This is a genomic window from Mycobacterium sp. 1164966.3 (genome assembly GCF_001665395.1).
In the GTDB taxonomy this organism is placed as follows: Bacteria; Actinomycetota; Actinomycetes; order Mycobacteriales; family Mycobacteriaceae; genus Mycobacterium.
Genome location: NZ_LZSG01000039.1, coordinates 21,399 through 46,447, shown reverse-complemented (window position 1 = coordinate 46,447; position 25,049 = coordinate 21,399). Strand labels below are relative to the sequence as shown.

The 25,049-nt window shown below is 65.6% G+C and carries 28 protein-coding genes and 1 pseudogene; 6 read left to right on the top strand and 23 right to left on the bottom strand.

From position 1 onward, the window contains the following. Nucleotides 1-23: 23 nt before the first annotated feature. The 7 genes from A9W99_RS13615 to A9W99_RS13590 all read right to left on the bottom strand — a co-directional run bounded on the left by A9W99_RS13615 (nucleotide 24) and on the right by A9W99_RS13590 (nucleotide 5,276). Entirely contained in the window at nucleotides 24-1,067 is a 1,044-nt protein-coding gene (locus A9W99_RS13615; RefSeq protein ID WP_067378329.1) for a DNA-directed RNA polymerase subunit alpha, read from the bottom strand. A gap of 71 nt (nucleotides 1,068-1,138) precedes the next feature. Continuing rightward, nucleotides 1,139-1,744, bottom strand: a complete 606-nt coding sequence (rpsD, locus tag A9W99_RS13610; protein WP_067378326.1) for a 30S ribosomal protein S4 — start codon at nucleotides 1,742-1,744, stop codon at nucleotides 1,139-1,141. Nucleotides 1,745-1,752: 8 nt separating this feature from the next. Next, a complete protein-coding gene (rpsK, locus tag A9W99_RS13605) occupies nucleotides 1,753-2,166 on the bottom strand; it encodes a 30S ribosomal protein S11 (RefSeq protein ID WP_067378322.1) in 414 nt (137 codons plus the stop codon). Nucleotides 2,167-2,169: 3 nt separating this feature from the next. Beyond that, the gene (gene rpsM / locus A9W99_RS13600) at nucleotides 2,170-2,544 is read right to left on the bottom strand and encodes a 30S ribosomal protein S13 (RefSeq protein ID WP_067235322.1); all 375 of its coding nucleotides are present in this window, start codon (nucleotides 2,542-2,544) and stop codon (nucleotides 2,170-2,172) included. Nucleotides 2,545-2,695: 151 nt separating this feature from the next. After that, nucleotides 2,696-2,809, bottom strand: a complete 114-nt coding sequence (gene rpmJ, locus A9W99_RS26070; protein WP_003879483.1) for a 50S ribosomal protein L36 — start codon at nucleotides 2,807-2,809, stop codon at nucleotides 2,696-2,698. A gap of 56 nt (nucleotides 2,810-2,865) precedes the next feature. Beyond that, nucleotides 2,866-3,087, bottom strand: a complete 222-nt coding sequence (infA, locus tag A9W99_RS13595; protein WP_003418601.1) for a translation initiation factor IF-1 — start codon at nucleotides 3,085-3,087, stop codon at nucleotides 2,866-2,868. A gap of 224 nt (nucleotides 3,088-3,311) precedes the next feature. Continuing rightward, nucleotides 3,312-5,276, bottom strand: a complete 1,965-nt coding sequence (locus A9W99_RS13590; RefSeq protein WP_067378495.1) for a serine/threonine-protein kinase PknD — start codon at nucleotides 5,274-5,276, stop codon at nucleotides 3,312-3,314. Between the two features lie 450 nt (nucleotides 5,277-5,726). On the opposite strand from A9W99_RS13590, the gene A9W99_RS13585 reads away from it, so the two are divergent. Genes A9W99_RS13585 through rfbC form a run of 3 tightly spaced genes read left to right on the top strand, consistent with a single transcriptional unit; the run spans nucleotide 5,727 to nucleotide 8,236 of the window. Next, nucleotides 5,727-6,599, top strand: coding sequence for an LLM class F420-dependent oxidoreductase (locus tag A9W99_RS13585; protein ID WP_067378319.1), 873 nt, complete (start codon nucleotides 5,727-5,729; stop codon nucleotides 6,597-6,599). A gap of 32 nt (nucleotides 6,600-6,631) precedes the next feature. Further along, on the top strand, nucleotides 6,632-7,627 hold the full coding sequence (gene rfbB / locus A9W99_RS13580; RefSeq protein WP_067378493.1) for a dTDP-glucose 4,6-dehydratase: 996 nt from the start codon (nucleotides 6,632-6,634) through the stop codon (nucleotides 7,625-7,627). Further along, nucleotides 7,628-8,236, top strand: a complete 609-nt coding sequence (gene rfbC, locus A9W99_RS13575; protein ID WP_067378315.1) for a dTDP-4-dehydrorhamnose 3,5-epimerase — start codon at nucleotides 7,628-7,630, stop codon at nucleotides 8,234-8,236. Here rfbC and A9W99_RS13570 read toward each other — a convergent pair. From A9W99_RS13570 to A9W99_RS13550, 5 genes are all read right to left on the bottom strand, one after another. Then, nucleotides 8,217-8,612 carry a hypothetical protein gene (locus A9W99_RS13570; protein ID WP_067378312.1) on the bottom strand — a complete coding sequence of 132 codons (396 nt, stop codon included), beginning with the start codon at nucleotides 8,610-8,612 and terminating at the stop codon, nucleotides 8,217-8,219. The two genes, rfbC and A9W99_RS13570, sit on opposite strands and share 20 nt — an antisense overlap. Then, nucleotides 8,609-9,538, bottom strand: coding sequence for a metallophosphoesterase (locus tag A9W99_RS13565; protein WP_067378309.1), 930 nt, complete (start codon nucleotides 9,536-9,538; stop codon nucleotides 8,609-8,611). The genes A9W99_RS13570 and A9W99_RS13565 overlap by 4 nt, the downstream gene beginning before the upstream one ends. Further along, nucleotides 9,535-9,918: a cupredoxin family copper-binding protein gene (locus A9W99_RS13560; RefSeq protein WP_067378304.1), complete on the bottom strand. Its 384-nt coding sequence runs from the start codon at nucleotides 9,916-9,918 to the stop codon at nucleotides 9,535-9,537. Before A9W99_RS13560 ends, A9W99_RS13565 begins: the two co-directional genes overlap by 4 nt. 122 nt (nucleotides 9,919-10,040) lie before the next feature. Next, nucleotides 10,041-10,730, bottom strand: a complete 690-nt coding sequence (locus A9W99_RS13555) for a Rieske (2Fe-2S) protein (protein WP_067378301.1) — start codon at nucleotides 10,728-10,730, stop codon at nucleotides 10,041-10,043. After that, the gene (locus tag A9W99_RS13550; protein ID WP_082929986.1) at nucleotides 10,727-11,287 is read right to left on the bottom strand and encodes an RNA polymerase sigma factor; all 561 of its coding nucleotides are present in this window, start codon (nucleotides 11,285-11,287) and stop codon (nucleotides 10,727-10,729) included. Before A9W99_RS13550 ends, A9W99_RS13555 begins: the two co-directional genes overlap by 4 nt. A 135-nt stretch (nucleotides 11,288-11,422) precedes the next feature. On the opposite strand from A9W99_RS13550, the gene A9W99_RS13545 reads away from it, so the two are divergent. From A9W99_RS13545 to mmsB, 3 genes are read left to right on the top strand one after another with little or no spacing between them, the layout of a single operon-like run. Continuing rightward, nucleotides 11,423-12,943, top strand: coding sequence for a CoA-acylating methylmalonate-semialdehyde dehydrogenase (locus A9W99_RS13545; protein ID WP_067378486.1), 1,521 nt, complete (start codon nucleotides 11,423-11,425; stop codon nucleotides 12,941-12,943). 4 nt (nucleotides 12,944-12,947) lie between these two features. After that, nucleotides 12,948-14,114, top strand: a complete 1,167-nt coding sequence (locus A9W99_RS13540) for an isobutyryl-CoA dehydrogenase (protein ID WP_067378298.1) — start codon at nucleotides 12,948-12,950, stop codon at nucleotides 14,112-14,114. A gap of 10 nt (nucleotides 14,115-14,124) precedes the next feature. Continuing rightward, on the top strand, nucleotides 14,125-15,021 hold the full coding sequence (gene mmsB / locus A9W99_RS13535) for a 3-hydroxyisobutyrate dehydrogenase (protein WP_067378295.1): 897 nt from the start codon (nucleotides 14,125-14,127) through the stop codon (nucleotides 15,019-15,021). Nucleotides 15,022-15,149: 128 nt separating this feature from the next. Here the strand turns inward: mmsB and A9W99_RS13530 are convergent. The 11 genes and pseudogenes from A9W99_RS13530 to secY all read right to left on the bottom strand — a co-directional run bounded on the left by A9W99_RS13530 (nucleotide 15,150) and on the right by secY (nucleotide 24,965). Beyond that, nucleotides 15,150-15,699: pseudogene (locus A9W99_RS13530) on the bottom strand (TIGR03086 family metal-binding protein). Between the two features lie 20 nt (nucleotides 15,700-15,719). After that, on the bottom strand, nucleotides 15,720-16,232 hold the full coding sequence (locus tag A9W99_RS13525) for a MarR family transcriptional regulator (protein ID WP_067378292.1): 513 nt from the start codon (nucleotides 16,230-16,232) through the stop codon (nucleotides 15,720-15,722). A 70-nt stretch (nucleotides 16,233-16,302) separates the two neighbouring features. Continuing rightward, on the bottom strand, nucleotides 16,303-17,358 hold the full coding sequence (locus A9W99_RS13520) for a histidinol-phosphate transaminase (RefSeq protein WP_067378289.1): 1,056 nt from the start codon (nucleotides 17,356-17,358) through the stop codon (nucleotides 16,303-16,305). Continuing rightward, nucleotides 17,358-18,371, bottom strand: a complete 1,014-nt coding sequence (locus tag A9W99_RS13515) for a 3-oxoacyl-ACP synthase III family protein (RefSeq protein WP_067378286.1) — start codon at nucleotides 18,369-18,371, stop codon at nucleotides 17,358-17,360. The genes A9W99_RS13520 and A9W99_RS13515 overlap by 1 nt, the downstream gene beginning before the upstream one ends. 8 nt (nucleotides 18,372-18,379) lie before the next feature. Then, entirely contained in the window at nucleotides 18,380-19,027 is a 648-nt protein-coding gene (locus A9W99_RS13510; RefSeq protein WP_067378283.1) for a hypothetical protein, read from the bottom strand. After that, nucleotides 19,008-20,756, bottom strand: a complete 1,749-nt coding sequence (locus A9W99_RS13505; protein WP_067378280.1) for a thiamine pyrophosphate-binding protein — start codon at nucleotides 20,754-20,756, stop codon at nucleotides 19,008-19,010. The genes A9W99_RS13510 and A9W99_RS13505 overlap by 20 nt, the downstream gene beginning before the upstream one ends. Nucleotides 20,757-20,804: 48 nt before the next feature. Then, nucleotides 20,805-21,575, bottom strand: a complete 771-nt coding sequence (locus A9W99_RS13500; protein WP_371514958.1) for an anti-sigma factor — start codon at nucleotides 21,573-21,575, stop codon at nucleotides 20,805-20,807. 85 nt (nucleotides 21,576-21,660) lie between these two features. Then, the gene (locus A9W99_RS13495) at nucleotides 21,661-22,206 is read right to left on the bottom strand and encodes a sigma-70 family RNA polymerase sigma factor (protein WP_082929984.1); all 546 of its coding nucleotides are present in this window, start codon (nucleotides 22,204-22,206) and stop codon (nucleotides 21,661-21,663) included. Between the two features lie 85 nt (nucleotides 22,207-22,291). Then, the gene (gene map / locus A9W99_RS13490) at nucleotides 22,292-23,092 is read right to left on the bottom strand and encodes a type I methionyl aminopeptidase (RefSeq protein ID WP_067378278.1); all 801 of its coding nucleotides are present in this window, start codon (nucleotides 23,090-23,092) and stop codon (nucleotides 22,292-22,294) included. A 2-nt stretch (nucleotides 23,093-23,094) separates the two neighbouring features. Next, the gene (locus A9W99_RS13485) at nucleotides 23,095-23,640 is read right to left on the bottom strand and encodes an adenylate kinase (protein WP_067378275.1); all 546 of its coding nucleotides are present in this window, start codon (nucleotides 23,638-23,640) and stop codon (nucleotides 23,095-23,097) included. Continuing rightward, nucleotides 23,637-24,965 (bottom strand): preprotein translocase subunit SecY, encoded by a 1,329-nt coding sequence (gene secY, locus A9W99_RS13480; protein ID WP_067378273.1) that lies wholly within the window; start codon nucleotides 24,963-24,965, stop codon nucleotides 23,637-23,639. Before secY ends, A9W99_RS13485 begins: the two co-directional genes overlap by 4 nt. Between the last annotated feature and the right edge of the window lie 84 nt (nucleotides 24,966-25,049).

Here is a 25,049-nt window from a genome sequence, read left to right as displayed (position 1 = left end):
AGGTAGGACCGGGACGGAATTCCTTAGAGCTGTTCGGTTTCGGCGTAGTCCTGGTCGTCGTAGGCACCCTCGGTGGACCACGTGCCGGTGGCGACGTCGTAGCCGGCGACCTCCGACGGATCGAAGCTCGGCGGGCTGTCCTTCAGAGACAGGCCGAGCTGGTGCAGCTTGACCTTCACCTCGTCGATGGACTTCTGACCGAAGTTGCGGATGTCGAGCAGGTCGGACTCGGTGCGCGAAACCAGCTCGCCCACGGTGTGCACACCCTCGCGCTTGAGGCAGTTGTAGGAGCGCACGGTCAGGTCCAGGTCGTCGATCGGCAGCGCGAACGAGGCGATGTGGTCGGCCTCGGCTGGCGACGGCCCGATCTCGATGCCTTCGGCCTCGACGTTGAGTTCGCGTGCCAGGCCGAACAATTCGACCAGCGTCTTACCCGCCGAAGCCAGCGCGTCGCGCGGCGTGATCGAGCTCTTGGTCTCGACGTCGAGGATCAGCTTGTCGAAGTCGGTGCGCTGCTCCACCCGGGTGGCGTCCACTTTGTACGTCACCTTGAGCACCGGCGAGTAGATGGAATCGACTGGAATGCGGCCGATTTCGGCACCCGAAGCCCGGTTCTGCACCGCCGGGACGTAGCCGCGACCACGTTCGACGACGAGCTCGACTTCCAGCTTGCCCTTGTCGTTCAGGGTGGCGATGTGCATGGCCGGGTTGTGCACGGTGACACCGGCCGGCGGCACGATGTCACCCGCGGTGACCTCGCCCGGACCCTGCTTGCGCAGGTACATCGTCACCGGCTCGTCTTCTTCCGAGGACACGACCAGGCCCTTGAGGTTCAAGATGATGTCGGTGACATCTTCTTTGACACCTGGCACGGTGGTGAACTCGTGCAGCACGCTGTCGATGCGGATGCTGGTGACCGCCGCGCCGGGTATCGACGACAGCAGCGTGCGACGCAGTGAATTGCCCAGGGTGTAGCCAAATCCGGGCTCCAGCGGCTCGATGACGAACTGGGACCGGTTGTCGGTGAGGATTTCCTCGGACAGGGTGGGGCGCTGTGAGATCAGCATTCTTTTCTTCTTCTCCTTCTCGGCACCCGCTATTTGATGCCGTCAAGACCTGCACCGACGGTGCAGGAAACTTACTTCGAGTAGTACTCGACGATCAGCTGTTCGGTGAGTGGCACGTCGATCTGCGCGCGGTCGGGCAGCTGGTGGATCAGGATGCGCTGGCGCTCCCCGACCACTTGCAGCCAGCTCGGGATCGGGCGGTCGCCCGCCGTCTCCCGCGCGATCTGGAACGGCACGGTGTTCAGCGACTTGTCCCGGACGTCGATGATGTCGTACTGCGACACCCGGTAGCTGGGGACGTCGACGCGCACACCATTGACGCTGAAGTGGCCGTGAGTCACGAGCTGACGCGCCATCCGCCGGGTCCGGGCCAGTCCGGCGCGGTAGACGACGTTGTCGAGCCGGCTTTCCAGGATCCTGAGCAGTTCCTCACCGGTCTTGCCGGGCTGCCGAACGGCCTCTTCGTAGTAGCGGCGGAACTGCTTTTCCATCACGCCGTAGGTGAAGCGGGCCTTCTGCTTCTCCTGCAACTGCAGCAGGTATTCGCTCTCCTTGATCCGAGCGCGGCCGTGCTGGCCGGGCGGGTAGGGACGCTTCTCGAACGCCTGGTCGCCGCCGACGAGGTCGGTGCGCAGCCGGCGCGATTTGCGAGTGACGGGTCCGGTGTAACGAGCCATTTCTTTTCCTAGACCCTTCTGCGCTTGGGCGGGCGAACGCCGTTGTGCGGCTGGGGGGTGACATCGGAGATCGCGCCGACCTCGAGGCCCGCCGCCTGCAGCGACCGGATCGCGGTCTCGCGGCCGGAGCCCGGGCCCTTCACGAACACGTCGACCTTGCGCACGCCGTGCTCCTGTGCCTTGCGCGCCGCGTTCTCGGCCGCCAGCTGAGCGGCGAAGGGTGTCGATTTCCGCGATCCCTTGAAGCCGACGTGACCCGACGAGGCCCAGGCGATGACATTGCCCTGCGGGTCGGTGATCGTCACGATCGTGTTGTTGAAGGTGCTCTTGATGTGGGCGGCGCCGTGCGGGACGTTCTTCTTTTCCCGCCGCCGGGTCTTCTGTCCCTTTTTGGCAGCTGCTGCTTTCTTTGCGGGTGGCATCGGTTACCTGGCCTTCTTCTTGCCTGCGATGGTGCGCTTGGGACCTTTGCGGGTGCGCGCGTTGGTCTTGGTCCGCTGGCCGCGCACCGGCAGGCCGCGGCGGTGCCGCAGGCCCTGGTAGCAGCCAATCTCGATCTTGCGGCGGATGTCGGCCTGCACCTCGCGACGCAGGTCACCCTCTACCTTCAAATTGGCTTCGATGTAGTCACGCAGGTGGGTCAGCTGGTCATCGGTGAGGTCCCTGGTGCGCAGGTCCTTGTCGATGCCGGTGGCGGCCAGGATTTCGTTGGAGCGGGTCCGGCCGATGCCGAAGATGTAGGTCAGGGCGATCTCCATCCGCTTGTCGCGCGGTAGATCGACGCCGACTAGTCGAGCCATGGTTGGCGTTCCTCTTTCTTGGCGGAGGTCTGGTCCCAGTCCGTTCCCTGCCAAATGAATTTGGGTCGGGGCCCGGCCTCCGTCCGGGCGTGCCAAGCGGCCTATCCGCTTATTGGTACTGGGAGGTCTGCATTCAGTTGTGTCGCTGTTGTCAGCCTTGCCGCTGCTTGTGACGCGGATCCGAGCAGATCACCATGACCCGTCCGTGCCGACGGATCACCCTGCATTTGTCACAGATCGGCTTGACGCTCGGGTTCACCTTCACGGCAGTCTCGGTCCTGTTCTCTGGGCTTGCTGTCTAAATGTCTAGCTGTCGGGGGGCTACTTGTACCGGTACACGATGCGGCCCCGGGACAGGTCGTAGGGCGACAACTCCACCACGACGCGGTCCTCGGGCAGGATGCGGATGTAGTGCTGCCGCATCTTGCCGCTGATATGGGCGAGCACTTTGTGGCCGTTCTCCAGCTCAATGCGAAACATCGCATTGGGCAGAGGCTCGACCACGCGACCCTCGACCTCGATGGCACCGTCCTTCTTGGCCATTACTTTTCGGCGATCCTTCTCTATCCCTCGTCAATGCACCTGATTCGGCGCAGCATGTGTCCGGACTACTAAAACGTGAACCTGTGGTGGAAATTCCGCGAAGTGCTCCGAGAAATTTCAGAACTGGGCACGCCAAGAGCCGGCACAGGACGCCGTACCGTCGTCCCACCTTACCCGCATCGACGTAGTCGGCGCAAAACCGCGCCCGCGCCCGTCGTGCGGGCTCATTTCTGCGGCAGTGCGTAGACCTTGTTGTTGTTGCCCGCGACGTAGACCGTGCCGTTGTTGGCGACGGCCAGGCCCCACGGATAGTCGAGGCCGCAGAACCCCAGCACGGCTTGCTGGCTCGAGCCCGCGGGAAGTTTCAGCACGCTGTTGTCCCCTCTGTCGGTGACGTACACGGAGCTGTCGCCGTCCACCGTCAGTCCGCCGGGGTCGGAGAGGCCGGCGAAGGGCACCTTGTCTTGTTGGTTCGTACGGGGATCCAAAACCAGCACAATTTTGTTGCCGCCATCGGCGACATAGATCTTTCCGTCTTTGCCCACCACCAAACCGGTTGGAGAATTAAGACCCGTGAACGGGATCTCCCGTTGCGCACCCGAGCCGCGGTCGAGGGCGAACACCTTGTTTTTGACCGTGTCGGTGACGTAGACGGTGCCGGCGCTGTCAACGGCAAGTCCTGTCGGCCTTTCCAGGCCGGTGAACTGGAGTTGGCTCAGCTTCCTCGTGCCCGCGTCGACCTTGACCACGCGCTTGTTGCCGGCATCGTTCACGTAGATATTGCCGCTGCTGTCAGCCGTCACACCGGTCGGGAAATTGAGCCCCTGAAGACCCATTTGGTGGACTTGCCCGTTCGCGGGTAGCTCAAATACGTCGTTGTGCAGTGTGTCGGCAACGTAAACCGTGCCGCCACTGTCAACCGACAATCCTTGCAAACGGAGGCCGGTGAAGGGCAGCGTCGTCTGCTTGCAATTTGCGGGTCCTGAGCCGTTGTGGCCTATGAATGCCATGGCGCCGACGACAGCAGCGACGGTGAGCACGGCCACCCCGGCCATGATGCCGGCCTTGCCGCGCCACCACGGCCGCGCCGGCGACGGCGGATGCGACGGAGGCGTTGGCTGGGGGGCAGGCGGCGCCGGCGGCGGGCTGGCCGGCGGTTGGATGATCACCTGCTCGCGCCGGACGGGCGTGTTCGGATTCAGTGCTGGTTTGCGGAGGGTTTCTGGGCCCGTCTCGGTCTGCGGTGCTGGGACCGGCCTACGGCCATAGTCAGCGCGGGGCCGCGGCATGGGCGGCTGCGGCCCGGGCCGCAGCGGCCGAACCGGGGGCCGCGGCGCCGGCGGCCGCGGCACGGGCACAGGTGCGGTGATGGCTTGGCGGGCGGCTCGCGCAAGCTCCACCGCGGTGCTGTAGCGATCGGCCGGGTTCTTCGCCATGCCCTTGGCGATTACGCCGTCCAGGGTCCGGGGCAGCCCGGGGTTGGTGTTCGACGGCCGCGGCGGCGGCGTGACGAGGTGGTTGCCGATCTGCTGTTCCAGGCTGTCGCCGCGGAACGCATGCTCTGCGGTCAAGCACTCGTAGAGCACACAGGCCAAGGCGTAGATGTCCGATCGGGCGTCGATCGGAGGAGCGCCCGGTTCCTGGGCTTTGAACCGTTCCGGGGCCATGTAGTGAAAGGTGCCGATCACGTCGCCGACGGTGGTCAATCCCCGCTCACCCACCGCCAGCGCGATTCCGAAATCGATCAGGTACGCGTCCCCGTTGTCGTCGTCAATGAGGATGTTGGACGGCTTGACGTCCCGGTGTAACAGCCCGACTTTGTGCGCGGCGTTCAACGCCTTGGCGATCTGCTCGATGATGCTCACCGCCCGGGCCGGCGGCAGCGGACCGCGATCGAGGATCGACTGTAGGTCTCGGCCGTCGATCAGCTGCATTTCCACGAACAGCCGTCCGTCGATTTCGCCGTGGGTGTGAATCGGGACGATGTGTGGACTTCTCAATCGCGCGGCGGCATGCGCCTCGCGACGGAACCGCTTCTGAAAGGTTTCGTCTTGGGAAATCTCGGCAGGCAGGATCTTGATAGCCACGATCCGGTCGATGGCGGTGTCATGGGCCCGCCATACCTCGCCCATACCGCCGCGGCCCAGCAACTCGATCAGCTGGTAATGTCCGAACGAAGTTCCCTGCAACGAGCCTCCCACAGCAACTGCTCAGCACCCTAGCGCGCCACCAACAATGGTGGCAGGTATTTCCGTGCGCTGCGGTGCGGCGTGGAGCCCGGCCAGACACTGCACGGGTGGACCTGTCACCCGATCGTGCGCCCCGCCCACGAGGCGACCTTCCCGCAGAAGGGACATAAGTAGACGATACCAATTCGGGTATGCGCACGATGATTTCACGGGCTATCCCGCCGTGTTTGAGTTCGTACAACGGTGCCAATTCGTCAAATTTGCTGCCCGCTATCACAAAAGGGCAATCACCGACTGGTCAGCCCATTCCAGCACGCCAATTTCTTTCAGCTAACTCAACATTAGTGAACTCGATTCGCACAAGACGATCGGCCACCGCGCCGCGACATGCTGGCCACTCGTCGGGTGTGAGCCGGAATAGGACGGGCCAGGCTACGGGTTGGAGCAACCATGACCGATGCGAATGCGACTGCACCAACCAGCAAACCGAGCAGCAAACCCGATCTCGGCCGGTTCGGATCCTTCGGACGCGGCGTGACACCACAACAAGCCAAAGAAATCGAGGCCCTGGGCTACGGCGCCGTCTGGGTGGGCGGTTCACCGCCGGCGGAGCTCGCCTGGGTGGAACCGATACTCGAGGCGACCACCACGCTGCAGGTGGCCACCGGCATCGTCAACATCTGGACGGCCGCCGCCAAGCCCGTCGCCGACTCCTTCCACCGGATCGATAAGGCCTACCCGGGCCGCTTCCTGCTCGGGATCGGCGTCGGCCATCGCGAGGCGATCAGCGAGTACCGCAAGCCGTATGACGCGCTGAGCGAGTACCTCGATCGGCTCGACGACTACGGCGTGCCTGCCCACCGTCGCGTGGTCGCGGCGCTCGGCCCGCGGGTTCTCCAGCTCTCCGCGCAACGCAGCGCCGGCGCGCATCCGTACCTGACCACGCCGGAGCACACTGCGCAGGCCCGCGAGCTGATCGGTCCGTCGGCGTTTCTGGCACCGGAGCACAAGGTCGTCCTGACGACGGACGCCGACAAAGCGCGCGCGGTGGGCCGCAAGGCGCTGGACATGTATCTCAACCTGACCAATTACCTCAACAGCTGGAAACGGCTTGGGTTCACCGACGACGATGTCGCCCGGCCGGGCAGCGATCGCCTGGTCGACGCGGTGGTCGCCTACGGCACGCCCGATGCGATCGCGGCCCGCTTGAAAGAGCATCTGGATGCTGGTGCCGACCATGTGCCCGTCCAGGTCCTCACCAAGAGCGAGGATCTGGTTCCCGCGCTGGCCGAACTGGCCGGGCCGCTGGGTCTGAATTCCTGAGGCGTTATCCCGGTTCGGTTAGGGTCGTGATCATGCGGCTGCTGGTCACCGGTGGCGCCGGCTTCATCGGCGCGAATTTCGTGCACAGCACCGTCCGCGAGCGTCCCGACGCAGAGGTGACGGTGCTGGACGCGATGACCTACGCCGGCAGGCGGCAGTCGCTGGCCGGCGTCGACAATGCCATCAGGCTGGTCGAGGGTGATATCACCGATGCCGAGCTGGTTTACCGGTTGGTCGCCGAGTCCGACGCGGTAGTGCATTTCGCCGCCGAAACCCACGTCGACAACGCGTTGGATGATCCCGAACCCTTCCTGCACACCAACGTGATCGGGACGTTCGCGATCCTGGAAGCGGTGCGACGCCACGGCGTGCGGCTACACCACGTCTCGACCGACGAGGTCTACGGCGACCTCGAGCTCGACGATCCGCGGCGGTTCACCGAAGCCACGCCTTACAACCCGTCGAGTCCGTACTCCGCCACCAAGGCAGCCGCCGACATGCTGGTCCGGGCCTGGGTGCGGTCGTACGGGGTGCGTGCGACCATTTCCAATTGCTCCAACAATTACGGCCCCTACCAACACGTCGAGAAGTTCATCCCGCGCCAAATCACCAACGTGCTCACCGGGCGGCGGCCCAAGCTTTACGGCACCGGCGCCAACGTCCGCGACTGGATTCACGTCGACGATCACAACGACGCGGTGTGGCGAATCCTGGAAAAGGGGCAGCCCGGCCGGACCTACCTGATCAGCGCCGAGGGCGAGCGCGACAACCTGACCGTGCTACGCACGTTGTTGAAGATGATGGGCTGCGATCCCAACGACTTCGACCACGTCACCGACCGAGTCGGTCACGATCTGCGCTACGCCATCGATCCGACGGCGCTGTATGACGAATTGTGCTGGGCCCCAAAGCACACCGACTTCGACGAGGGTTTGCGCGCGACCATCGAGTGGTATCGCGCCAACGAATCCTGGTGGCGTCCGCTGAAGGACGCGGCGGAGTCCCGGTACGAAGAGCGCGGCCAGTAGATGGACGTCCGCGAACTCGACGTCCCGGGCGCGTGGGAGATCACCCCCGCCCTGCACGGCGATTCCCGCGGGCTGTTCTTCGAATGGCTCACCGACCGCGAGTTTCGCGCCTTCGCCGGTCACAGCCTGGACGTCCGGCAGGCGAACTGCTCGGTGTCTGCGGCCGGCGTACTGCGTGGGCTGCACTTCGCCCAGTTGCCACCCAGCCAGGCCAAGTACGTGACCTGCGTGTCCGGCTCGGTGTTCGACGTCGTCGTCGATGTCCGTTTGGGCTCACCGACATTCGGGCGCTGGGCCTCGGTCCTGCTCGACGACTCCGACCGCAGGACGATCTACATCTCCGAAGGCCTTGCGCACGGGTTTTTGGCCCTGCAGGACAATTCGACGGTGATGTACCTGTGCTCGACGGAATACAACCCGCAGCGCGAGCACACCATCTGCGCCGCTGATCCCGCCCTGGCGATCGAATGGCCGCTGGTCGGCGGGGTCGCTGCCAGCATGTCGGACCGCGATGCCGCCGCCCCCAGCCTCGAGGAAGTATGCGCGGCCGGCCTCCTGCCGACCTGGGAGGAGACACAGGAGTTCCTCGTCAATCTGCGAGGCGAATAACGGCGCGGCCGTTCACGATTCGTCGGCCCGCGATACACAACACCACCGTCGCCAGTTCGGCACCCAGGCTGAGGGCCGCATACGGCGACGGATCCCAACCTTGTTCGACGAATCCCAGCAGGCCAACGGTCCTCGACATGGCGAACGCCACGACAGAACCGCCGGCCACGGCGGCCGCCGCCCACCGCAGCCAAGAAGGCCCGCCCAGCAGAATCAGCAGGGCCAACGCGAACGAGACACTGGCCTGTGCCAGAAACCCGTCGCCGATGTTCGGGATATGTTGGTAACCATGGCGATAGAGGTGCGCATGGCTGACCGCACTGACGACTAACGACACGGCGATACCCAACCGAACCAACAGATCCTTTGACGTCATTGCAGCGTCGACTCTTTCAGCGCCAATGCACCCTGCCCTCTGGTATATCCGACTTCGCGGATGCCCAGCGCGTCGCGGAGCTTGCCGGCCGGCAAGGTGACCGGTTTGGGCGCCGGCCCGTCACCGGGATGAGGCAGCGGATAAGCCGTCGTCGTTCCGCTGTAGAACGTCACGTTTCCCTCCGTCTTGGAAAACAGTTGGTGGACATGCCCGTTGAGGCAGGTCACTGACGAGAACCGGCGCAGGTGGCTCAGCGCCTGGACGGCGTCGTCAGTGCCCCATCCCCAGTCCGGGTACATCGCGAACAGCGGTATGTGGCTGAACACGATGACGGGAGTGTCACTCGACAGCCGCTCGACGTCCTTGGCGACGAACTCGAGCTGTTCGGTACCGAGGTGGCCGAGCTTCTTCAGGTTCAACGTATTGACCAGTGCGATCACGTGTACGCCTGCGACGTCGAAGCTGTACCACCCATCGCCTCGGCTATTCGCCCCGAAGACGCTTCGATACTTCTGCCCCGCGTCGTCGACCGAGTCGTGCTCACCGGGCACCGTGAACACGTGGGGCGTTTTCAGCCCGCCCATCATCTGTTTCGCCTGGTCGAACTGCTCCGGAGTGGACAGGTGCGTGATGTCACCGGTGTGGATGACGAAATCCGGTGTGTAGCCCAGATTGTTGATCCGATCGATCGCGTGGCCGAATGTGTCGCTGACGTTGGAATTGGCCGGTCCGGTGAATCCGAGATGGCTGTCGCTGACTTGGGCGAACCGCAGGGTGGGTCGGGCGGCGGCGTGTCCGGCGTGTCTGGCCGCACCGGCATGCGAGATGACCTCGCCACCGACGACGGCGAAGCCTCCGGCGGCGCCGAACCATGCGGTGTGCCGGATCAGCTGGCGGCGGCTCATGGTGTTCGGGTCATGTGTCATGACGTAACCACCACGGTGCCGTGCATCATCGGGTGAATCGAGCAGATGTAGTCGAATTTCCCCGGGGCAGCGAAGGTATGCGAGAAGGTGCCGCCCGTGCCCATGCCGGGTGACCGGAACGAACCGTCGCTGGCCGCCACCGTGTGGGGCTCCTCGTCGTGATTGGTCCACGTAACGGTGGTGCCCGCGGCAACCGTCAGGGTGAGCGGTACGAAAGCGAAATCGTCGATGTTGACTTGATTTCCGCTCACCGGCCCCGCCGGTGCCGTGGCCGACATGCTGACCGAGGGCGCGCCGGCACCGGCGCTGGGCCGCGACGTCGAGCACCCCGCCAACACCAAGACGCCCAACGTCAACCACACCAAGTGTTTTCGAATCATGCCAACAGATAGCGCAGCGGGTTACAGTTCGGGACCGGCGGGCCGCATCGAACATGCACTGGCGGCATCGAGCCTGCCCGCAGTTTGACCGCCCTGGATGCAGTTCGGCGCTGCGGAAACCGTCAAGCCCGTTCCGCGGGTGCGAACACTTCGATGATGCCGTTGGCCTCCCGAACCATCAGCGTGGGTAACGGTTTCGGCGCGATCGGCAACTGGTGACTGAGCACCTGACCGCTGGGCGCGAACGACGTGGTATGGCATGGGCAGCGCAGCCGGTCCTCGGGTGCGTCGAACCACAGCCGGCAACCTTGATGGGTACACACTCCCGAGACCGCCTCGACTTTGCCGCCGACCCGGCGGACGAATCCGCTGACCGTGCCGAGATCGAACGGGTGCATCTGCGCGTCGGGCACGTCGGAGCTGGCCGCGACACGCATCCAGCGGCCGTCGTTTGGCGTGAGTTCACCCTGGGCGGAGGGGTTTTCGGTGGTGTGCTCCCCGGTGACGAGCCGATCCACCGAAACCGCGGCCACGGCGGCGGCCGCCGCAGCCGACGTACCGACAATCACCTGGCGACGGGTCGTGCTCTGCTTCGGCGAGGACGGTGACGATGTGCCGGTCATCTGCTCAGCCAGGCGACGATGCAGATCGGCAAGGAATTCTGCGCTGGGGGTGTCACCGCCCGGCCGGGCCGCCCGCAGCTCGATCGCCGTGCGGATCTGCGCCGCTTCGAAGTCGTCGGGCTGGAACGGCTTTGGCCGACGTCCCCGCAGTAGATCGTCGACATACCTGCGCAGATCGCGCGCGTTCATGGCTGTCCCTCGTCGGTGACTTGTGCCGCCAACCGCAAGGCGCGGTGTTGCAGCACTTTGGCGTTGGCGACGCTGATCCCGAGCTCGCCTGCGGTCTCCTTGATCGAACTGGCTTGCAAGAAACGCAATTCCAAGACGCGACGATAGCGGTCCGGCAGTTGGTCCAGGACCTGGGCGACACGTTGTGGCGCGGTGCTGATCGCTTCCTCACTATTTGAGCTATTGGGGCCTTGTTGTCCGATGTCCTCGATGGAGGTGATCTCGCGACCCAAGGTTTCGCGCCAGTGCGCAGCCAGCACCGTGCGGGCGGTGGCCCGCAGGTATGCGCGCACCTCGGCAACGCTCGCGGTCAGGCGCAGCGGTCGCAGCGCGGCCAGGAAGACCTCGGCGGTGAGGTCCTCGGCGTCGGCCCGGTTGCCGACCCGGGCAAACAGCGTGCGGTACACCCAGGTCGCGTTGTCCGCGTACACGGCTTCCCAGTCGGCGTAACCCTGGAAAGCATGATCCGGCACCGCGCGCAGGGGTCGCGGCCCGGCGGGTTCGTTTTGTCCCGTCACGTGCCTCCTTCACCGAATCAATATCCGCTCGGGTTACACGCCAGGGAAGGGGGCCGCCTTGCCAAGGCCCCAGGGCATTACTAGGATATGCAAGTATCGCCACAAACTTCTCCCTTATCTAGCTTTTGGATGGCCATGACCACACAAATCCCGCATTTCATCGATGGAAAGCGCACGGGGGGCCAGTCCACCCGCACCGCTGACGTCTTCAACCCCAGCACCGGCGAGGTCCAGGCGACAGTGCCGATGGCCGGCCAGGCGGACATCGACGCCGCGGTGGCCTCGGCAGTCGCGGCGCAACGGGGCTGGGCGGCGTGGAATCCGCAGCGCCGCGCCCGGGTGCTGATGCGGTTCATCGAGCTGGTCAACGAGCACAACGACGAGCTGGCCGAGTTGCTGTCGCTCGAGCACGGCAAGACGCTGGCCGACGCGCGCGGTGACATCCAGCGCGGTATCGAGGTGATCGAGTTCTGCATCGGGATCCCGCATCTGCTCAAGGGCGAGTACAGCGAGGGCGCCGGGCCGGGTATCGACGTGTACTCGCTGCGCCAGCCCCTCGGCGTGGTCGCGGGCATCACCCCGTTCAACTTCCCCGCAATGATCCCGCTGTGGAAGGCCGGGCCGGCCCTGGCATGTGGAAACGCGTTCATCCTCAAGCCCAGTGAGCGCGACCCGTCGGTTCCGGTACGGCTGGCGGAGCTGTTCTTGGAAGCGGGCCTGCCGCCGGGCGTCTTCCAGGTGGTGCACGGCGACAAGGAAGCCGTCGATGCCATCCTGCACCACCGCGACATCATGGCGGTCGGATTCGTCGGCAGCTCCGATATCGCCCAATACATCTACGCGACCGCAGCCGCGACCGGCAAGCGTTCGCAGTGCTTCGGCGGCGCCAAGAACCACATGATCGTCATGCCCGACGCTGACCTGGATCAGGCCGTAGACGCTTTGATCGGCGCGGGTTACGGCAGCGCGGGCGAACGCTGCATGGCGATCAGCGTCGCGGTTCCGGTCGGTGAGCAGACCGCGGAACGGTTGCGCGCCAGGCTGATTGAGCGGATCAACGGACTGCGCGTGGGGCACAGCCTGGATCCCAAGGCCGACTACGGGCCATTGGTCACCGAGGCCGCACTGACCCGGGTGCGTGACTACATCACCCAGGGAGTGGACGCCGGTGCCGAGCTGGTCATCGACGGCCGCGAACGAACCAGCGACGACCTGACTTTCGCCGACGCCAACCTGGAGGGCGGATTCTTCATCGGCCCGACGCTGTTCGACCACGTCACCCCGGACATGTCGATCTACACCGACGAAATCTTCGGGCCGGTGCTGTGCATGGTGCGCGCACACGATTACGAAGAGGCGTTGCGGCTGCCCTCCGAACACGAGTACGGCAACGGCGTGGCAGTGTTCACCCGCGACGGCGACGCCGCCCGCGACTTCGTCTCCCGGGTGCAGGTGGGCATGGTCGGGGTCAACGTGCCGATCCCGGTTCCGGTGGCCTACCACACCTTCGGCGGGTGGAAGCGCTCCGGCTTCGGGGATCTCAATCAGCACGGCCCGGCGTCGATCCAGTTCTACACGAAGGTCAAGACCGTGACGTCGCGCTGGCCGTCGGGCATCAAGGATGGCGCCGAATTCGTCATCCCGACGATGAATTGACGCCATGTTGTTTCAAACCCTCAACGACGACGAACGGGTGATCACCGAGACCGCGGCCGCGTTCGCCGCCAAGCGCATCGCCCCGCACGCCCTGGAATGGGATGGCACCGAACACTTTCCGACCGACGTGCTGCGCGAAGCCGCCGAACTCGGGATGGCTGCGATCTACTGCCGCGATGACGTGGGCGGCAGCGGCCTGCGCCGACTGGACGGGGTACGCATCTTCGAGCAGTTGGCGATCGCCGACCCCGTCACCGCGGCCTTCCTGTCCATCCACAACATGTGCGCATGGATGATCGACAGCTACGGCACCGAGGAACAACGCAAGCTGTGGATCCCGCGGCTGGCGTCGATGGACATCATCGCCAGCTACTGTCTGACCGAACCCGGCGCCGGGTCGGACGCCGGTGCGTTGAGCACGCGTGCGGTCAAACAGGGTTCAGACTATGTGCTCGACGGTGTCAAGCAGTTCATCTCCGGTGCCGGAGCTTCGGACGTGTACGTGGTGATGGCGAGAACCGGAGGTGAGGGTCCGCGCGGCATATCCACGTTCGTCATCGAAAAGGGCACTCCCGGACTGAGTTTCGGCGCGCCCGAAGAGAAGATGGGCTGGCATGCACAGCCCACCGCGCAGGTGATCCTGGACGGGGTGCGGGTCCCGGCCGAGGCGATGCTGGGTGGCGCGGACGGTGCGGGTACGGGCTTCGGCATCGCGATGAACGGGCTGAACGGCGGTCGGCTCAACATCGCGGCGTGCTCACTCGGCGGCGCACAGGCCGCCTTCGACAAGGCGGGCGCCTACGTTCGCGACCGGCAGGCCTTCGGCGGCTCCCTGCTGGACGAGCCCACCATCCGGTTCAGCCTGGCCGACATGGCCACCGGACTGGAGACGTCACGAATGCTGTTGTGGCGGGCGGCAAGTGCGCTCGACGCCGACGATCCCGACAAGGTCGAGCTGTGCGCGATGGCGAAGCGCTACGTCACCGACACCTGCTTCGAGGTCGCCGACAAGGCGCTGCAGCTGCACGGCGGCTACGGCTATCTGCGCGAGTATGGTCTGGAAAAGATCGTCCGCGACTTGCGGGTGCATCGGATTCTGGAAGGGGCCAACGAAATCATGCGGGTAGTCATCGGCAGGGCCGAAGCCGCGCGCTTCCGTGCGATCCCTTAGAAAGGGAACCATGACGGAGCATCTCACCATCGCCTTCTTGGGGTTGGGTCATATGGGCGCGCCGATGTCGGCCAACCTGGTCGCGGCGGGCCATGCTGTGCGTGGCTTCGACCCGGTCCCCACCGCGAGGTCAGCCGCCGCAGGCAACGGCGCCACGGTGTTCGACAGCGCCACTGCCGCGGTGGCCGGCGCCGACGTGGTCATCACGATGCTGCCCAACGGCGACGTGGTGAAACGCTGTTACGCCGAGATCCTGCCCGCCGCCCGAGACGGCGCATTGTTCATCGACAGTTCGACGATCTCGGTCAACGACGCCCGCGAGGTGCATGCCCTGGCCGGCTCACACGGCATGCCGCAGCTCGACGCTCCGGTCTCGGGTGGCGTCAAGGGGGCCGTCGCCGGCACGTTGGCGTTCATGGTCGGCGGCGACGAGGCAGCCCTGCAGCGAGCGCGCCCGGTACTGAATCCCATGGCCGGCAAGATCATTCACTGCGGTGCGGCGGGCGCCGGTCAGGCCGCCAAGGTGTGCAACAACATGGTCCTGGCGGTGCAGCAGATCGCCATCGGCGAGGCATTCGTGTTGGCCGAGAAGCTCGGCCTGTCGGCGCAGTCGCTGTTCGACGTCATCACCGGCGCGACGGGGAATTGCTGGGCGGTGCATACCAATTGCCCGGTGCCCGGCCCGGTGCCGACATCGCCGGCCAACAACGACTTCCAGCCGGGCTTCGCCACGGCGCTGATGAACAAGGACCTGGGCTTGGCCATGGATGCAGTGGCCTCAACCGGGTCCCGGGCGCCGCTGGGCACCCACGCCGCCGAGATCTATGCTGAGTTCTTCGCGTCCGACGCCTCCCACGGCGATAAGGACTTCAGCGCCATCATCGAGACGCTGCGCGATTCGGTGTGACTGTAGGGCGTGAATCAAGCGCAGTTTTCCGCCCAGCTTCACCACCAAAGCCAAGGATTCACACCAAAAGTCAAAAGATGCGCAACGGTTGTCGCCAAGAGCTTGTGACGAGGCCTAAAAGGCGTGCCTCACTGCACCTTTCGGCCCAGGAAAGCGGCCAGTTGATCGGCCGGCGAACGCTCGGATGAACACAGCTGCTCGTCACCGAACGGCTTGCCCGGCCCGCGGAACTGAGGCCCCACCACCGCCCGCGCGATCCCGAGTTGCTCGACCGCCAACTCGGGATCAATATCCGTGGATTGCCCATTGGCAGCGGCCAGGTCCCACGCGTGAGTCAGCACATCGGTGGTGCGGATCCCGATGAAGAGTTGCCCCGGCAGCTCCCCGAACGGCAGGTTGAATGTCGTCGTCATGGCGTCCGTCCCCGCGAAGACCTCTTGAGCGGCGGCGGCCGCAGTCCGGTGGGCTGCAGCGACGTCGTCGGGCCGCGCGGGCGGCTGGACAGGACTGCTCGCCCACAGCCCGACATGCTCGTTGCCGCCAACGACGTGCTCGATCAGATCTCGGATTGTCCACTCTGAACATGGCGTGGGAGAACCGAACTGGTCGGGGGCTGACGTTGGCCAGGACGGCGGCGAACGCGTCCTGAGCGCGTTGGTGAGCAACTAGTGGGTCCACTGTCCTGCCTTTCTCTAGGTTCAGTCCGAGAAGTCTCCTGCGTTGCGCCGCAGCGTTTCAATAGACGACACCAGGGCCTGCGATTGGTCGGCGGCCATCCCGATGTCGGCGAACACCTGCTCGTTGAGTGTGACGGTGGCATCTTCGACGGTCGAGCGCCCGAGGTCGGTGATTTGCACCAGCGTCGTTCGCCCGTCGGTGGGGTGCGGAACCCGCTGCACCAGCCCGTCGGCCTCCAATCGCCGGATCGCGTGGGTGACGCTGGTGACGTGGACCTGCAGCCGATCCGACGCTTTGGTGATCGGCAGCGCCCCGGTCCGGCTGAAGGCCAACAGCCGGAGCAGTTCGAATCGCGAGAAGCTCAGGTCGTAGGGGCGCAGCGCCGTCTCGACGCGGGCCAGCAAGATCTGGTGCGCACGCATCACCGAGGTCACCGCGACCATGCCCGCTGCGACATCGCCCCATCCGGCTCGCTCCCAATTGGCGCGCGCCGCAGCGATCGGGTCACGTTTCTGAGGGCTCGAGGCAGCCACGCCTTTTCTTACCGCAGATCCGGAGCCCGGTCTCCCCCGCCCCCTCGCCGGGGGAAACCGGTCACCGGATTCAGCTTGCGCTCGCCGCCGGTTTTGCCACCGCGTCCAGGACCGCCAGGGTGGACTCGCGGCTGCCCACGGTGATTCGTGCGCCGCCGTCGGCGTAGCAGCGGATGTGCAGGCCGCTGCCGGCGAATACCTCGCTCCACGGCCGCCCCCGCCCACCGCTGGACGGCAGGTAGACGAAGTTCGCGTGCGCATCGGGCGTGTAGATTCCCATCGCGATCAGCCGCATCCGCAGATAGCGTCGTTCGGCGGTGATCGCCCGAATTCGTTGCAGCAGTTGATTTTCGGCATCGTAGGAGGCCGCGACCGCAAGCAGGCTGGTGATCGCGATGCCGAACGGCAGCTGCTGTGCCCACAGTGTCCTGGCCAGCTCCGGGGATGCCAGGCCGTATCCGATTCGCAGGCCGGCCAGCCCGTACGCCTTGGAAAAGGTGCGCACCAGCACGACGTTGGGGAAATAACTGGTCAGGCCCCATACGTCGATCCGGTGCTGCGGGGCGGCGAATTCGATATAGGCCTCGTCGAGCAAGACGATGGTGTCGCGCGGGATCCGCCGCAGGAACCTGACGATCTCGGCCGTCGGGTCCAGCGTGCCCGTGGGGTTGTGCGGCCGGCACACCACCACGACGCGGGCGTCGGCCGCAGCGGCGGCCAGCGCGTCGAGATCGTTGTGACCGTAGTGGTCCAGCGGCACCGTCACCGGATTCAGCCGGACCATCTTCGCGATAATCGGATATCCGTCGAACGTCGGCGACGACATAGCGATCGCGTCGCCCGGGGTGGTCAAAGCCTGCAGCGCCTGCAGCACGACACCGGTCGCACCCGCACCGAGCACCACTTGGTCCGGCGGCAGGCCGATCCGGCCGGCGATCAGGCTGCGCAACCGCTCGGGCAGGAATTCCGGATACCGATTGGCCGCGTCGATCGAGCGATACAGTGCCGAGCGGACCGCGGGAAGCGGCGGATACGGATTCTCGTTGAGCGACAATGCAAATGGATCGATAGCATCGGGGAAGCCGTCTCCGACTTCCGCGGTGACCGGGCTGGCAAAGGCTGCCATCAGTCGCGCCCGCCCCAGCGCACCGCCGCAGCGCCGGCGAAGTCGCCGGCGTGCGCGAAGGCCGCCATCAGGACCAGGTCGCCGTTCTTGACCTGCCCTTCGGATATCGCGCGGTCCAGGTTGACCGGAATGCCGGCGCCGAAAAGGTTGCCGCACTGGTCGAAGGTGTCCCGATGACGTTCCTTGGGCAGCTCGAGCGCTTCGCGCCAATTGCGCAAGAACACCCGGTTGGGCTGGTTGGTCACCAGCAGATCGACGTCTTTGGGAGCCACTCCGATTCGGTCGCACACTGCCAGTGCCACCTCAGGGACCTGCCGGTTGCCGCGGGCCAGCACCTTGGTGATCTTGCTTTCCGTGAACCCGATGCTGCCCTCACCGGGTCCGGCCGCCCACCACTTGCGCGGCGGTTCGTAAGAGAGCGTCATCTCACCGGCGTACTCGCCATAGGTACGGCATTCGGCAGCCAGAATGGGCGACTGGTCGGACAGCGTGACTAGGCCGACCGCGGCCGCGTCGCCCGGCACCGCAGACTGCGCCTTGCGGCGGATCGTGGGCTGATCGAAGAACTGCCCGGCCGCGTTCTGGGCGATGGCGATCAGCGCGGTACGCCCTTCTCCCGACGACAGCAGTTTGCGAGCCACGTTGAGCGCCAACACGAATGCCGCGCATCCGCCGTTGTTCAAATCCAGAACCCACGAGGGTCGCAACCCCAACCGATGGGCGATGCCGCCGCCTTCGCCATAGAAGGCCATGTCGGGTACCTGGGTGTGGGTGATCAGCACGTCGACGCTCTCGATGAAATCGTGGCCGTGCCGGTCGATCAAACCCTGTGCCGCTCGTTCTACCATGTCGATCGCGGTCTCGTCCGGCGCGACGTGATGGCGAAACTTTGGCGCGCGGAACATGAGATTGTCACGCAGGTCGTCGGTTTCGGCGAATTGTGCGTAGTACTCCGCGCCGATCGGTTCGCCGGGCAGGTAGGTGGAAACGTCGATCAGACTGACGTTGCTCATATCGTTCCTCAGCTCATCCACTCGGGGGTCACCGGCAGCCCGTTGCGGTGGCGGTACTCGGCGATCGCCTTGAGATTCTTCAGTTCCAGCAGATGGCCGGCGCCGAACATGTCCCAGAAATCGCCGACCCACACCGGGCGTTGCGCCGGCGCAGTCTCGGGGTACGGGTTCTCGTCATAGAAGGGGTGGTGGCAATTGGTCCACAGCACAACCGAACCCGGCTTGTCGAGGACCACCTGGGCGTCGACGACGCGCATCAGATAGATCATCCACAAGTGCTTGCCCTGGTCCCATGCGCAGTGGTAATCGACGGTGCGGGCCTGCTTGTCGGCGATGGTGCGGGTGTAGATCTTCGTCTCCGACCCGAGCCGGTCGTAGGCCAGCCACAGACCGGGTTCGTCGGTGGTGGTGAATCCGCGCAGACTATAGGTCCACTCCTCCAGGCTGCGGGTGTCGGCCATGTAGTCGTATAGCTCATCAGGCGGACAGTCGACGTAATCGTTGACGGTGCAGTACTCCCCGAAGACAACGTCGTGCGGGTATACCGACCGCATCATCTCCATGATGATCGGGGTGGCTTTTTCCCTCGGGCTGGTTTCGATGCGGACCACACCGTCGATGGGTGTGGGGATATCGTCAAGCGCTGGCAGCGACATCTGTGCGGTTCTCCTTAGCGGTGGTAATCGTTTCTTGGACCGAATGTCGTTGGAAACCATTGAGAAATGGCGCGAAGGGCGGGATTTCGTCGGCACTGCATTCGACACTGACGACTGCCGGGCCGTCGATGTCCGAGACTGCGCGCATCGCGGCCGCCAAGCCGTCGAGGTCGCTGACGTCGATGGAGGCCAGGCCCGGGAACATCGCGGCCAGACCGGCACCCAGCCGGCTGGGCCGGAATCGGTTGTAGCTGTACAGGTCGTCGTAGAACAGTTGCTCGCGGGTGACGCACATGGCGTGGGCGTTGTTGTTGAGCAACACGAACGTCACCGGAAGCCGGTACTGCACCGCGGTGTGTACCTCCATGCCGTGCATGAAAAACGCTCCGTCACCGGCGATTACGACGGTGCGTCCGGGGCCGCGCCCGGAGCTGGACCGCCCGAACGCCATCCCGATGCCGGCCCCGAAGCTATAGCCCATGCCCCCCATGCCGAGCGCGACCGCGAACCTGCCGCCCCGTCGCGCCGGCAGGTAGTGGATCGCCGCCGCGCCCGTGTTGCCCGCGTCGACCACGACATCCGTCCCCTCCGGCAGCGCGCCGTCAAGCACGTCCATGGCGTCGCGGTACCGCACACCCGGCCCGGAGTACGGGGGCGGCACCAGTTCGGTGCGCCGCACCGCGTCGGGCACCCGCACCCCCGTCGCCCGTCCACGGCCGGACAAGGCCTGGATCATCATGCGTAGCGACCCGCGCAAGTCGTCGGTGTGCACGTGGGTGCACGAAATGTACGGCGGCGCCGAGCCGATCGAAACGGTCAACTTCGGCAGCACGTCGTCCAGGCCGGTGCGCGCGGTGACCGACAGTCGCGTGCCGACCACGAGGCACACGGCGCTGGCGGCCACCGCTTCGGCCACGCCCGGATGGCCCATGACGCCGGTTACGCCGAGCGCGGACGACGACCCCAAACCCGGTGTCCCCGCGACGTCCTTGGCGTCGGGGACGGTGGCCACCCGTGCCCGCAGTACCGCGCGCAGCTCCTCGAGCTCGGCGCGGGCGTCGTCGCGGGCCACCTGCTCGCCCACGATGATGGTGACCGGACCGTTGGCGCCGCGCAGCGCTTTGACGATTGGATGCGGATTCCCGATGGGTCGCGGCTCGTGGATGGCACACCCGTTGTTCCGGCTCTCGATCTCGACCCGGCCCTGCTGAATGTCCTTGGGCAGCAACAACACTGCCGGCCCGCCGGTGCGGGCTGCCGCGATGGCCCGGGGCAGCGTCGCGAAGATGCCGGTTGGTGTGAGCACACGCTCACACGACACCGAGACCGCGGAGAACACCGCCCCGGCATTCAGCGATCCGTTGTGGCCGCTGGTGTCCTGAAAGCTGCCCAGCCCGTCCATCGCGGTGGGGGCCTGGCCGACCAAAGCCAGCACCGGGACCCGGCTGGCCAGCGCCTCGCCCAGTCCCGCAACCAGATTCAGCGCGCCCCCACCCGAGGTCGCCGCGACAACGCCGAATCCAGAACCCGGCCCGCCACGGCTGTACCCGTCGGCCATCGTGGCGGCGGAGAACTCATGCTTGGCCAGCACCGCGGTGATGTCGGTCCGAAAGTGCGCCGCGTCGTACAGATCCTCGATGTTGGCCCCGTCCACACCGAAAATGTGGTCGACGCCAATTGCGGCGAGCCGGTCGACGATGTAGTCGACCACCCGGTACTGCCCTGGCATGTCATTGACACGACATGTGGGGGCGTTGAGTTCACCTCACCGCAGGAATTACAGCGAACGCTGCAGCAGCACGTGACCGTCGTCCGCGGAAACCACTTGCACCGCGGCGATCTGGGCCATCGGCGTCGAAATGCTTGCCGCGGGCGTCGCGGTGTGGCCGGGGTCGGCCACCCAGGTGGCGAGCCGGGTCTGGCTGCCGTCGCGCCCGACCACAACCATCGCCAGCGTGTCGTGGTGAGCGGTTAGCGGTGCCAGGCACACACAGCGCAGGTTGATGAACGTGCCCCAGTGTTGCGGAGTGACCGCCACCGTGGAGGCCAGCAGGTTGGTGCCGACCTGTGCCATCGGCTGGGCGGACGCCGTCACCTGCTGAGCAGGGGTTGCCGAATGACCCTGGATCCCGACGAACACGCCGATTGCCAGCACCGCAGCGGCCGCGGCCGACGCCACCCACGCCGTCATGCGGGTGCGGCGGCGGCGCCAACGCACCTTTTCCAACAGCGTCGGCAATAACTGCGGCGACATCTCAGGTGTCGCGAACGCGGTCCCGGCGGTCCCGCCCGACTCGGCGATCGCGGCCACATCGGTACGGTCGAGCTGCGAAAGCAGGGCGGGCACGCCGCTGAGTTCGGCGACGGCCTCCCGGCACGGCGGGCACTGGGTCAGGTGGGACTCGTATTCGCGCCGCTCGGCGGCGGAGAGTGACCCCAGCACGTAAGCGGCGTCCCACGTCGCGTACCGGTCCTCATCCATGGCCAGATCGCGTATCTCTTTGTCACCGGGCGTGTCGCCCGGCGGGCCGATTCCCCGTAGCGGCATCCTCATGTCGTTTCTCCCGTCACCCTCAAGTATTCGGAACCGATTGCCAGCCGGATGGGCCCGAGATCCCCAAGAAATTCCGCTGTCATCGGGTTACTCCAAGTTCCTGCAGAGTGAGCCGCAATGCCCGTACCGCATAGTGTAATCGCGACTTCACTGTTCCTTCCGCGATTCCGAGGTCCGTAGCGATCTGCGCAGTGGTCCATCCGCGGTAGTAGGACCGTTCGATGACCGCGCGATGCTCGGCGGACAGCTGGGCCATCGCGTCGCCGATCAACATCCGGTCCAGTGCGGCGTTCACCTCGTCCGGCGTGGACCGCTCCGGCGCGCCTTCCTCGTCGGTCGAACCGACGACGTTGCGGAAGCGGGCGCTGCGCCGGTCGTCGATGATCATGTTGCGGGCCACGGTGAACAGCCAGGCCCGCGCCGGGCGCTCCGAATCGCCGATCACCTCGGGATGCTGCCACGCCCGCAGCAGCGTCTCCTGTACCACGTCCTCAGCCTGGCTCGCGTCGCCGGTCAGCCGCAGCGCGTAGCGCCACAACACGGCGGCGTGCTCGTCGTAGAGCGCCTTCATCAGAGCGGCCTCAGCAGCCCCGGACGCGCCCCAAGCACCGGCCACCCGAGCCACTCGATCACCTCCCACCACGGACACGAGCCGAGTAGGTGCTTGGTTCATCGTGGCACGGTGTCCGCGCGCCGGTCGTTGGCCGGATTCAGGGCAGGGTCAGGATGCGTGGCCCGCTCTCGGTCACCGCCACCGTGTGCTCCCAGTGCGCCGCTCGCGACCCGTCGGCGGTGGTGACCGTCCATTCGTCGTCGAGGACCACTGTCTTGCCGGTTCCCAAGGTCAGCATCGGCTCGATGGCCAGAACCGAACCGGCGGCCAGCAGCGGACCGCGCCCGGGCGGTCCCTCGTTGGGCAGGAACGGGTCCATGTGCATGTGCCTGCCGATGCCGTGGCCGCCGTACCCCTCCACGATCCCGAATGCGCGTTCGTAGCGGACCTCAGCCGCTCGGGTGCCGAGTTCTATGGCGTGCGCGACGTCGGTCAACCGATTGCCGATGACCATCGCCGCGATTCCGGCTTCCAGTGATTCCCTGGTCGCCTGCGAGAGTGCTTCGTCGGCCGGGTCGAGGATGCCGACGCCGAAGGTGACCGCGGCATCGCCGTGCCACCCGTCCAGCACCGCACCGCAGTCGATGGAGACCAGGTCACCGGCCGCAAGGACCTCGGCGGCCGACGGGATGCCGTGGACCACCCGGTCGTTGACCGATGCACAGATCGACGCCGGGTAGCCGTGGTAGCCCAGGAACGACGGTATGGCGCCGGCTTCGCGGATCACCGACTCCGCGATTTCATCGAGACTCAGCGTGGAGACCCCGGCAACAGCCGCGGCTTGGACGGCGTTCAGTGCGACTGCGACGACGGCACCGGCGGCGGCCATCGCGTCGAGTTCGGCTGCACTGCGCTGCGGCACGACCCTGCGAGGCCGCAGGCGTGCCAAAGCGCTCATGGCTACTTCCCCAGTGCGCGCAACGCGCGGGCGAAAACCTCGTCGAGACTTCCGACCGCGTCGACCGTCTTCAGCTCGCTGCTGTAGTACTCCAGCAGCGGCGCGGTTTCCTCGCGGTAGATCTTCATCCGGTTGTGGATGATTTCTTCGGTATCGTCCGCGCGGCCGCGCCCTTTGAGCCGTTCCAGCAGCTCTTCCTCCGACACGCGGAACTCCACCACCGCGTCGATGTCGGTGCCGCGCCGTCCCAGCATGTCGTGCAGCGCCTTGGCCTGCTCCACCGAGCGGGGATACCCGTCCAGGATGAAGCCCTTGGCGGCGTCGGGGTTGTTCAGCCGGTCGTCGACGAGCTGATTGGTCAGCTCGGAGGGCACCAGGTCGCCGGCGTCCAGATAGCGCTTGGCTTCGAGACCCAGCTTGGTGCCCTTCTCGATGTTCTGCCGGAACAGTTCGCCAGTGGAGATCTGCGGGATCCCGAGCTTTTCGGCGAGCTTTTGGGCCTGCGTCCCCTTGCCCGCTCCCGGCGGTCCCAGCAAAACCACTCTCACTTGAGGAACCCTTCGTAGTTGCGCTGCATGAGCTGACTCTCTATCTGTTTGACCGTATCCAAACCGACACCGATCATGATCAGAACGGCTGTTCCACCGAAGGGTAGGTTCTGTACCCCTCCGCTGGCTCCGATCTGAAGGAACAGATTAGGCAGCACCGCAATCACGCCGAGGTAGACCGAACCCGGCAGGGTGATCCGGCTCAGCACATAGCGCAGATAGTCCGCGGTCGGCCGTCCCGGCCGGATACCCGGGATGAAGCCACCAAACTTCTTCATCTCGTCGGCACGTTCATCGGGATTGAAGGTGACCGACACGTAGAAGTAGGTGAAGAAGATGATCAGCCCGAAATAGATGGTGATGTAGACCGGGTCGCTCGGGTCGGACAGGTACGTCCCGACGAATTTGTCCCACCAGCCGTTGGCCGTCCGGGAGCTGCCGCCGCTGCGGACCAGCTGGGTGATCAGATGCGGAATGTAGATCAGCGAGGACGCGAAGATGACCGGGATCACGCCGGCCTGGTTGACCTTGAGCGGCAGATACGTCGAGGTACCGCCGTACATGCGCCGGCCCACCATGCGTTTGGCGTACTGGACCGGGATGCGGCGCTGGCCCTGCTCGACGAACACCACCCCGACGATGATGACCAGCGCGGCCCCGCACACGGCCGCGAAGATGACACCGCCGCGGCTTTCCAGGATCTGCTGCCCCTCGGGGTAGATGCGGGCGGCGATGCCGACGAAGATCAGCAGGGACATGCCGTTGCCGATACCGCGTTCGGTGACCAGCTCACCCATCCACATGACCAGTGCGGCACCGGCCGTCATCACCAGCACGATGACGACGAGCGTGAAGATGCTCTGGTCGGAGATGATCTCTTCCCGGCAGCCCTGCAGCAACTGGCCGCTGGCCGCCAGCGCCACGATGCTGGTGGCCTGCAGGATCGCCAGCGCGATCGCCAGATAGCGGGTGTACTGCGTCATCTTGGCCTGGCCGGCCTGGCCTTCCTTACGCAGCTCCTCGAACCGCGGGATGACCACCGTGAGCAGCTGCACGATGATGCTGGCGGTGATGTAAGGCATCACGCCGACTGCGAACACCGTCACCTTCAGCAGCGCACCACCGGAGAACAGGTTGATCAGCGAGTACATCTGTCCGGCCTGGCCGCCCTCGGCCTGCTTGACGCACTCGTTCACGACCTTGAAGTCGACACCTGGCGACGGCAGCGTGGCGCCGACCCGGTACAGAATCACTATGCCCAGCGTGAACAGGATCTTCCGTCTCAAGTCGACTGTCCGCAGCGACGAGATGAAAGCCGAAAGCACTCTTCCTCCTGCGCACCGGGGGTCATCCTGAGTTACGCGCCCAACACCCGCAGGTCAGGACGTACGGCGTAAGCCGTGTACGAG

Bases quoted from the DNA above. Each gene is read 5' to 3' on its own strand.
- A9W99_RS13615 (WP_067378329.1), bottom strand. From the start codon at position 1,067: ATGCTGATCTCACAGCGCCCCACCCTGTCCGAGGAAATCCTCACCGAC.
- rpsD (WP_067378326.1), bottom strand. From the start codon at position 1,744: ATGGCTCGTTACACCGGACCCGTCACTCGCAAATCGCGCCGGCTGCGC.
- rpsK (WP_067378322.1), bottom strand. From the start codon at position 2,166: ATGCCACCCGCAAAGAAAGCAGCAGCTGCCAAAAAGGGACAGAAGACC.
- rpsM (WP_067235322.1), bottom strand. From the start codon at position 2,544: ATGGCTCGACTAGTCGGCGTCGATCTACCGCGCGACAAGCGGATGGAG.
- infA (WP_003418601.1), bottom strand. From the start codon at position 3,087: ATGGCCAAGAAGGACGGTGCCATCGAGGTCGAGGGTCGCGTGGTCGAG.
- A9W99_RS13585 (WP_067378319.1), top strand. From the start codon at position 5,727: ATGACCGATGCGAATGCGACTGCACCAACCAGCAAACCGAGCAGCAAA.
- rfbB (WP_067378493.1), top strand. From the start codon at position 6,632: ATGCGGCTGCTGGTCACCGGTGGCGCCGGCTTCATCGGCGCGAATTTC.
- rfbC (WP_067378315.1), top strand. From the start codon at position 7,628: ATGGACGTCCGCGAACTCGACGTCCCGGGCGCGTGGGAGATCACCCCC.
- A9W99_RS13570 (WP_067378312.1), bottom strand. From the start codon at position 8,612: ATGACGTCAAAGGATCTGTTGGTTCGGTTGGGTATCGCCGTGTCGTTA.
- A9W99_RS13565 (WP_067378309.1), bottom strand. From the start codon at position 9,538: ATGACACATGACCCGAACACCATGAGCCGCCGCCAGCTGATCCGGCAC.
- A9W99_RS13560 (WP_067378304.1), bottom strand. From the start codon at position 9,918: ATGATTCGAAAACACTTGGTGTGGTTGACGTTGGGCGTCTTGGTGTTG.
- A9W99_RS13555 (WP_067378301.1), bottom strand. From the start codon at position 10,730: ATGAACGCGCGCGATCTGCGCAGGTATGTCGACGATCTACTGCGGGGA.
- A9W99_RS13545 (WP_067378486.1), top strand. From the start codon at position 11,423: ATGACCACACAAATCCCGCATTTCATCGATGGAAAGCGCACGGGGGGC.
- A9W99_RS13540 (WP_067378298.1), top strand. From the start codon at position 12,948: ATGTTGTTTCAAACCCTCAACGACGACGAACGGGTGATCACCGAGACC.
- mmsB (WP_067378295.1), top strand. From the start codon at position 14,125: ATGACGGAGCATCTCACCATCGCCTTCTTGGGGTTGGGTCATATGGGC.
- A9W99_RS13520 (WP_067378289.1), bottom strand. From the start codon at position 17,358: ATGGCAGCCTTTGCCAGCCCGGTCACCGCGGAAGTCGGAGACGGCTTC.
- A9W99_RS13515 (WP_067378286.1), bottom strand. From the start codon at position 18,371: ATGAGCAACGTCAGTCTGATCGACGTTTCCACCTACCTGCCCGGCGAA.
- A9W99_RS13510 (WP_067378283.1), bottom strand. From the start codon at position 19,027: ATGTCGCTGCCAGCGCTTGACGATATCCCCACACCCATCGACGGTGTG.
- A9W99_RS13505 (WP_067378280.1), bottom strand. From the start codon at position 20,756: ATGCCAGGGCAGTACCGGGTGGTCGACTACATCGTCGACCGGCTCGCC.
- A9W99_RS13500 (WP_371514958.1), bottom strand. From the start codon at position 21,575: ATGCCGCTACGGGGAATCGGCCCGCCGGGCGACACGCCCGGTGACAAA.
- map (WP_067378278.1), bottom strand. From the start codon at position 23,092: ATGAGCGCTTTGGCACGCCTGCGGCCTCGCAGGGTCGTGCCGCAGCGC.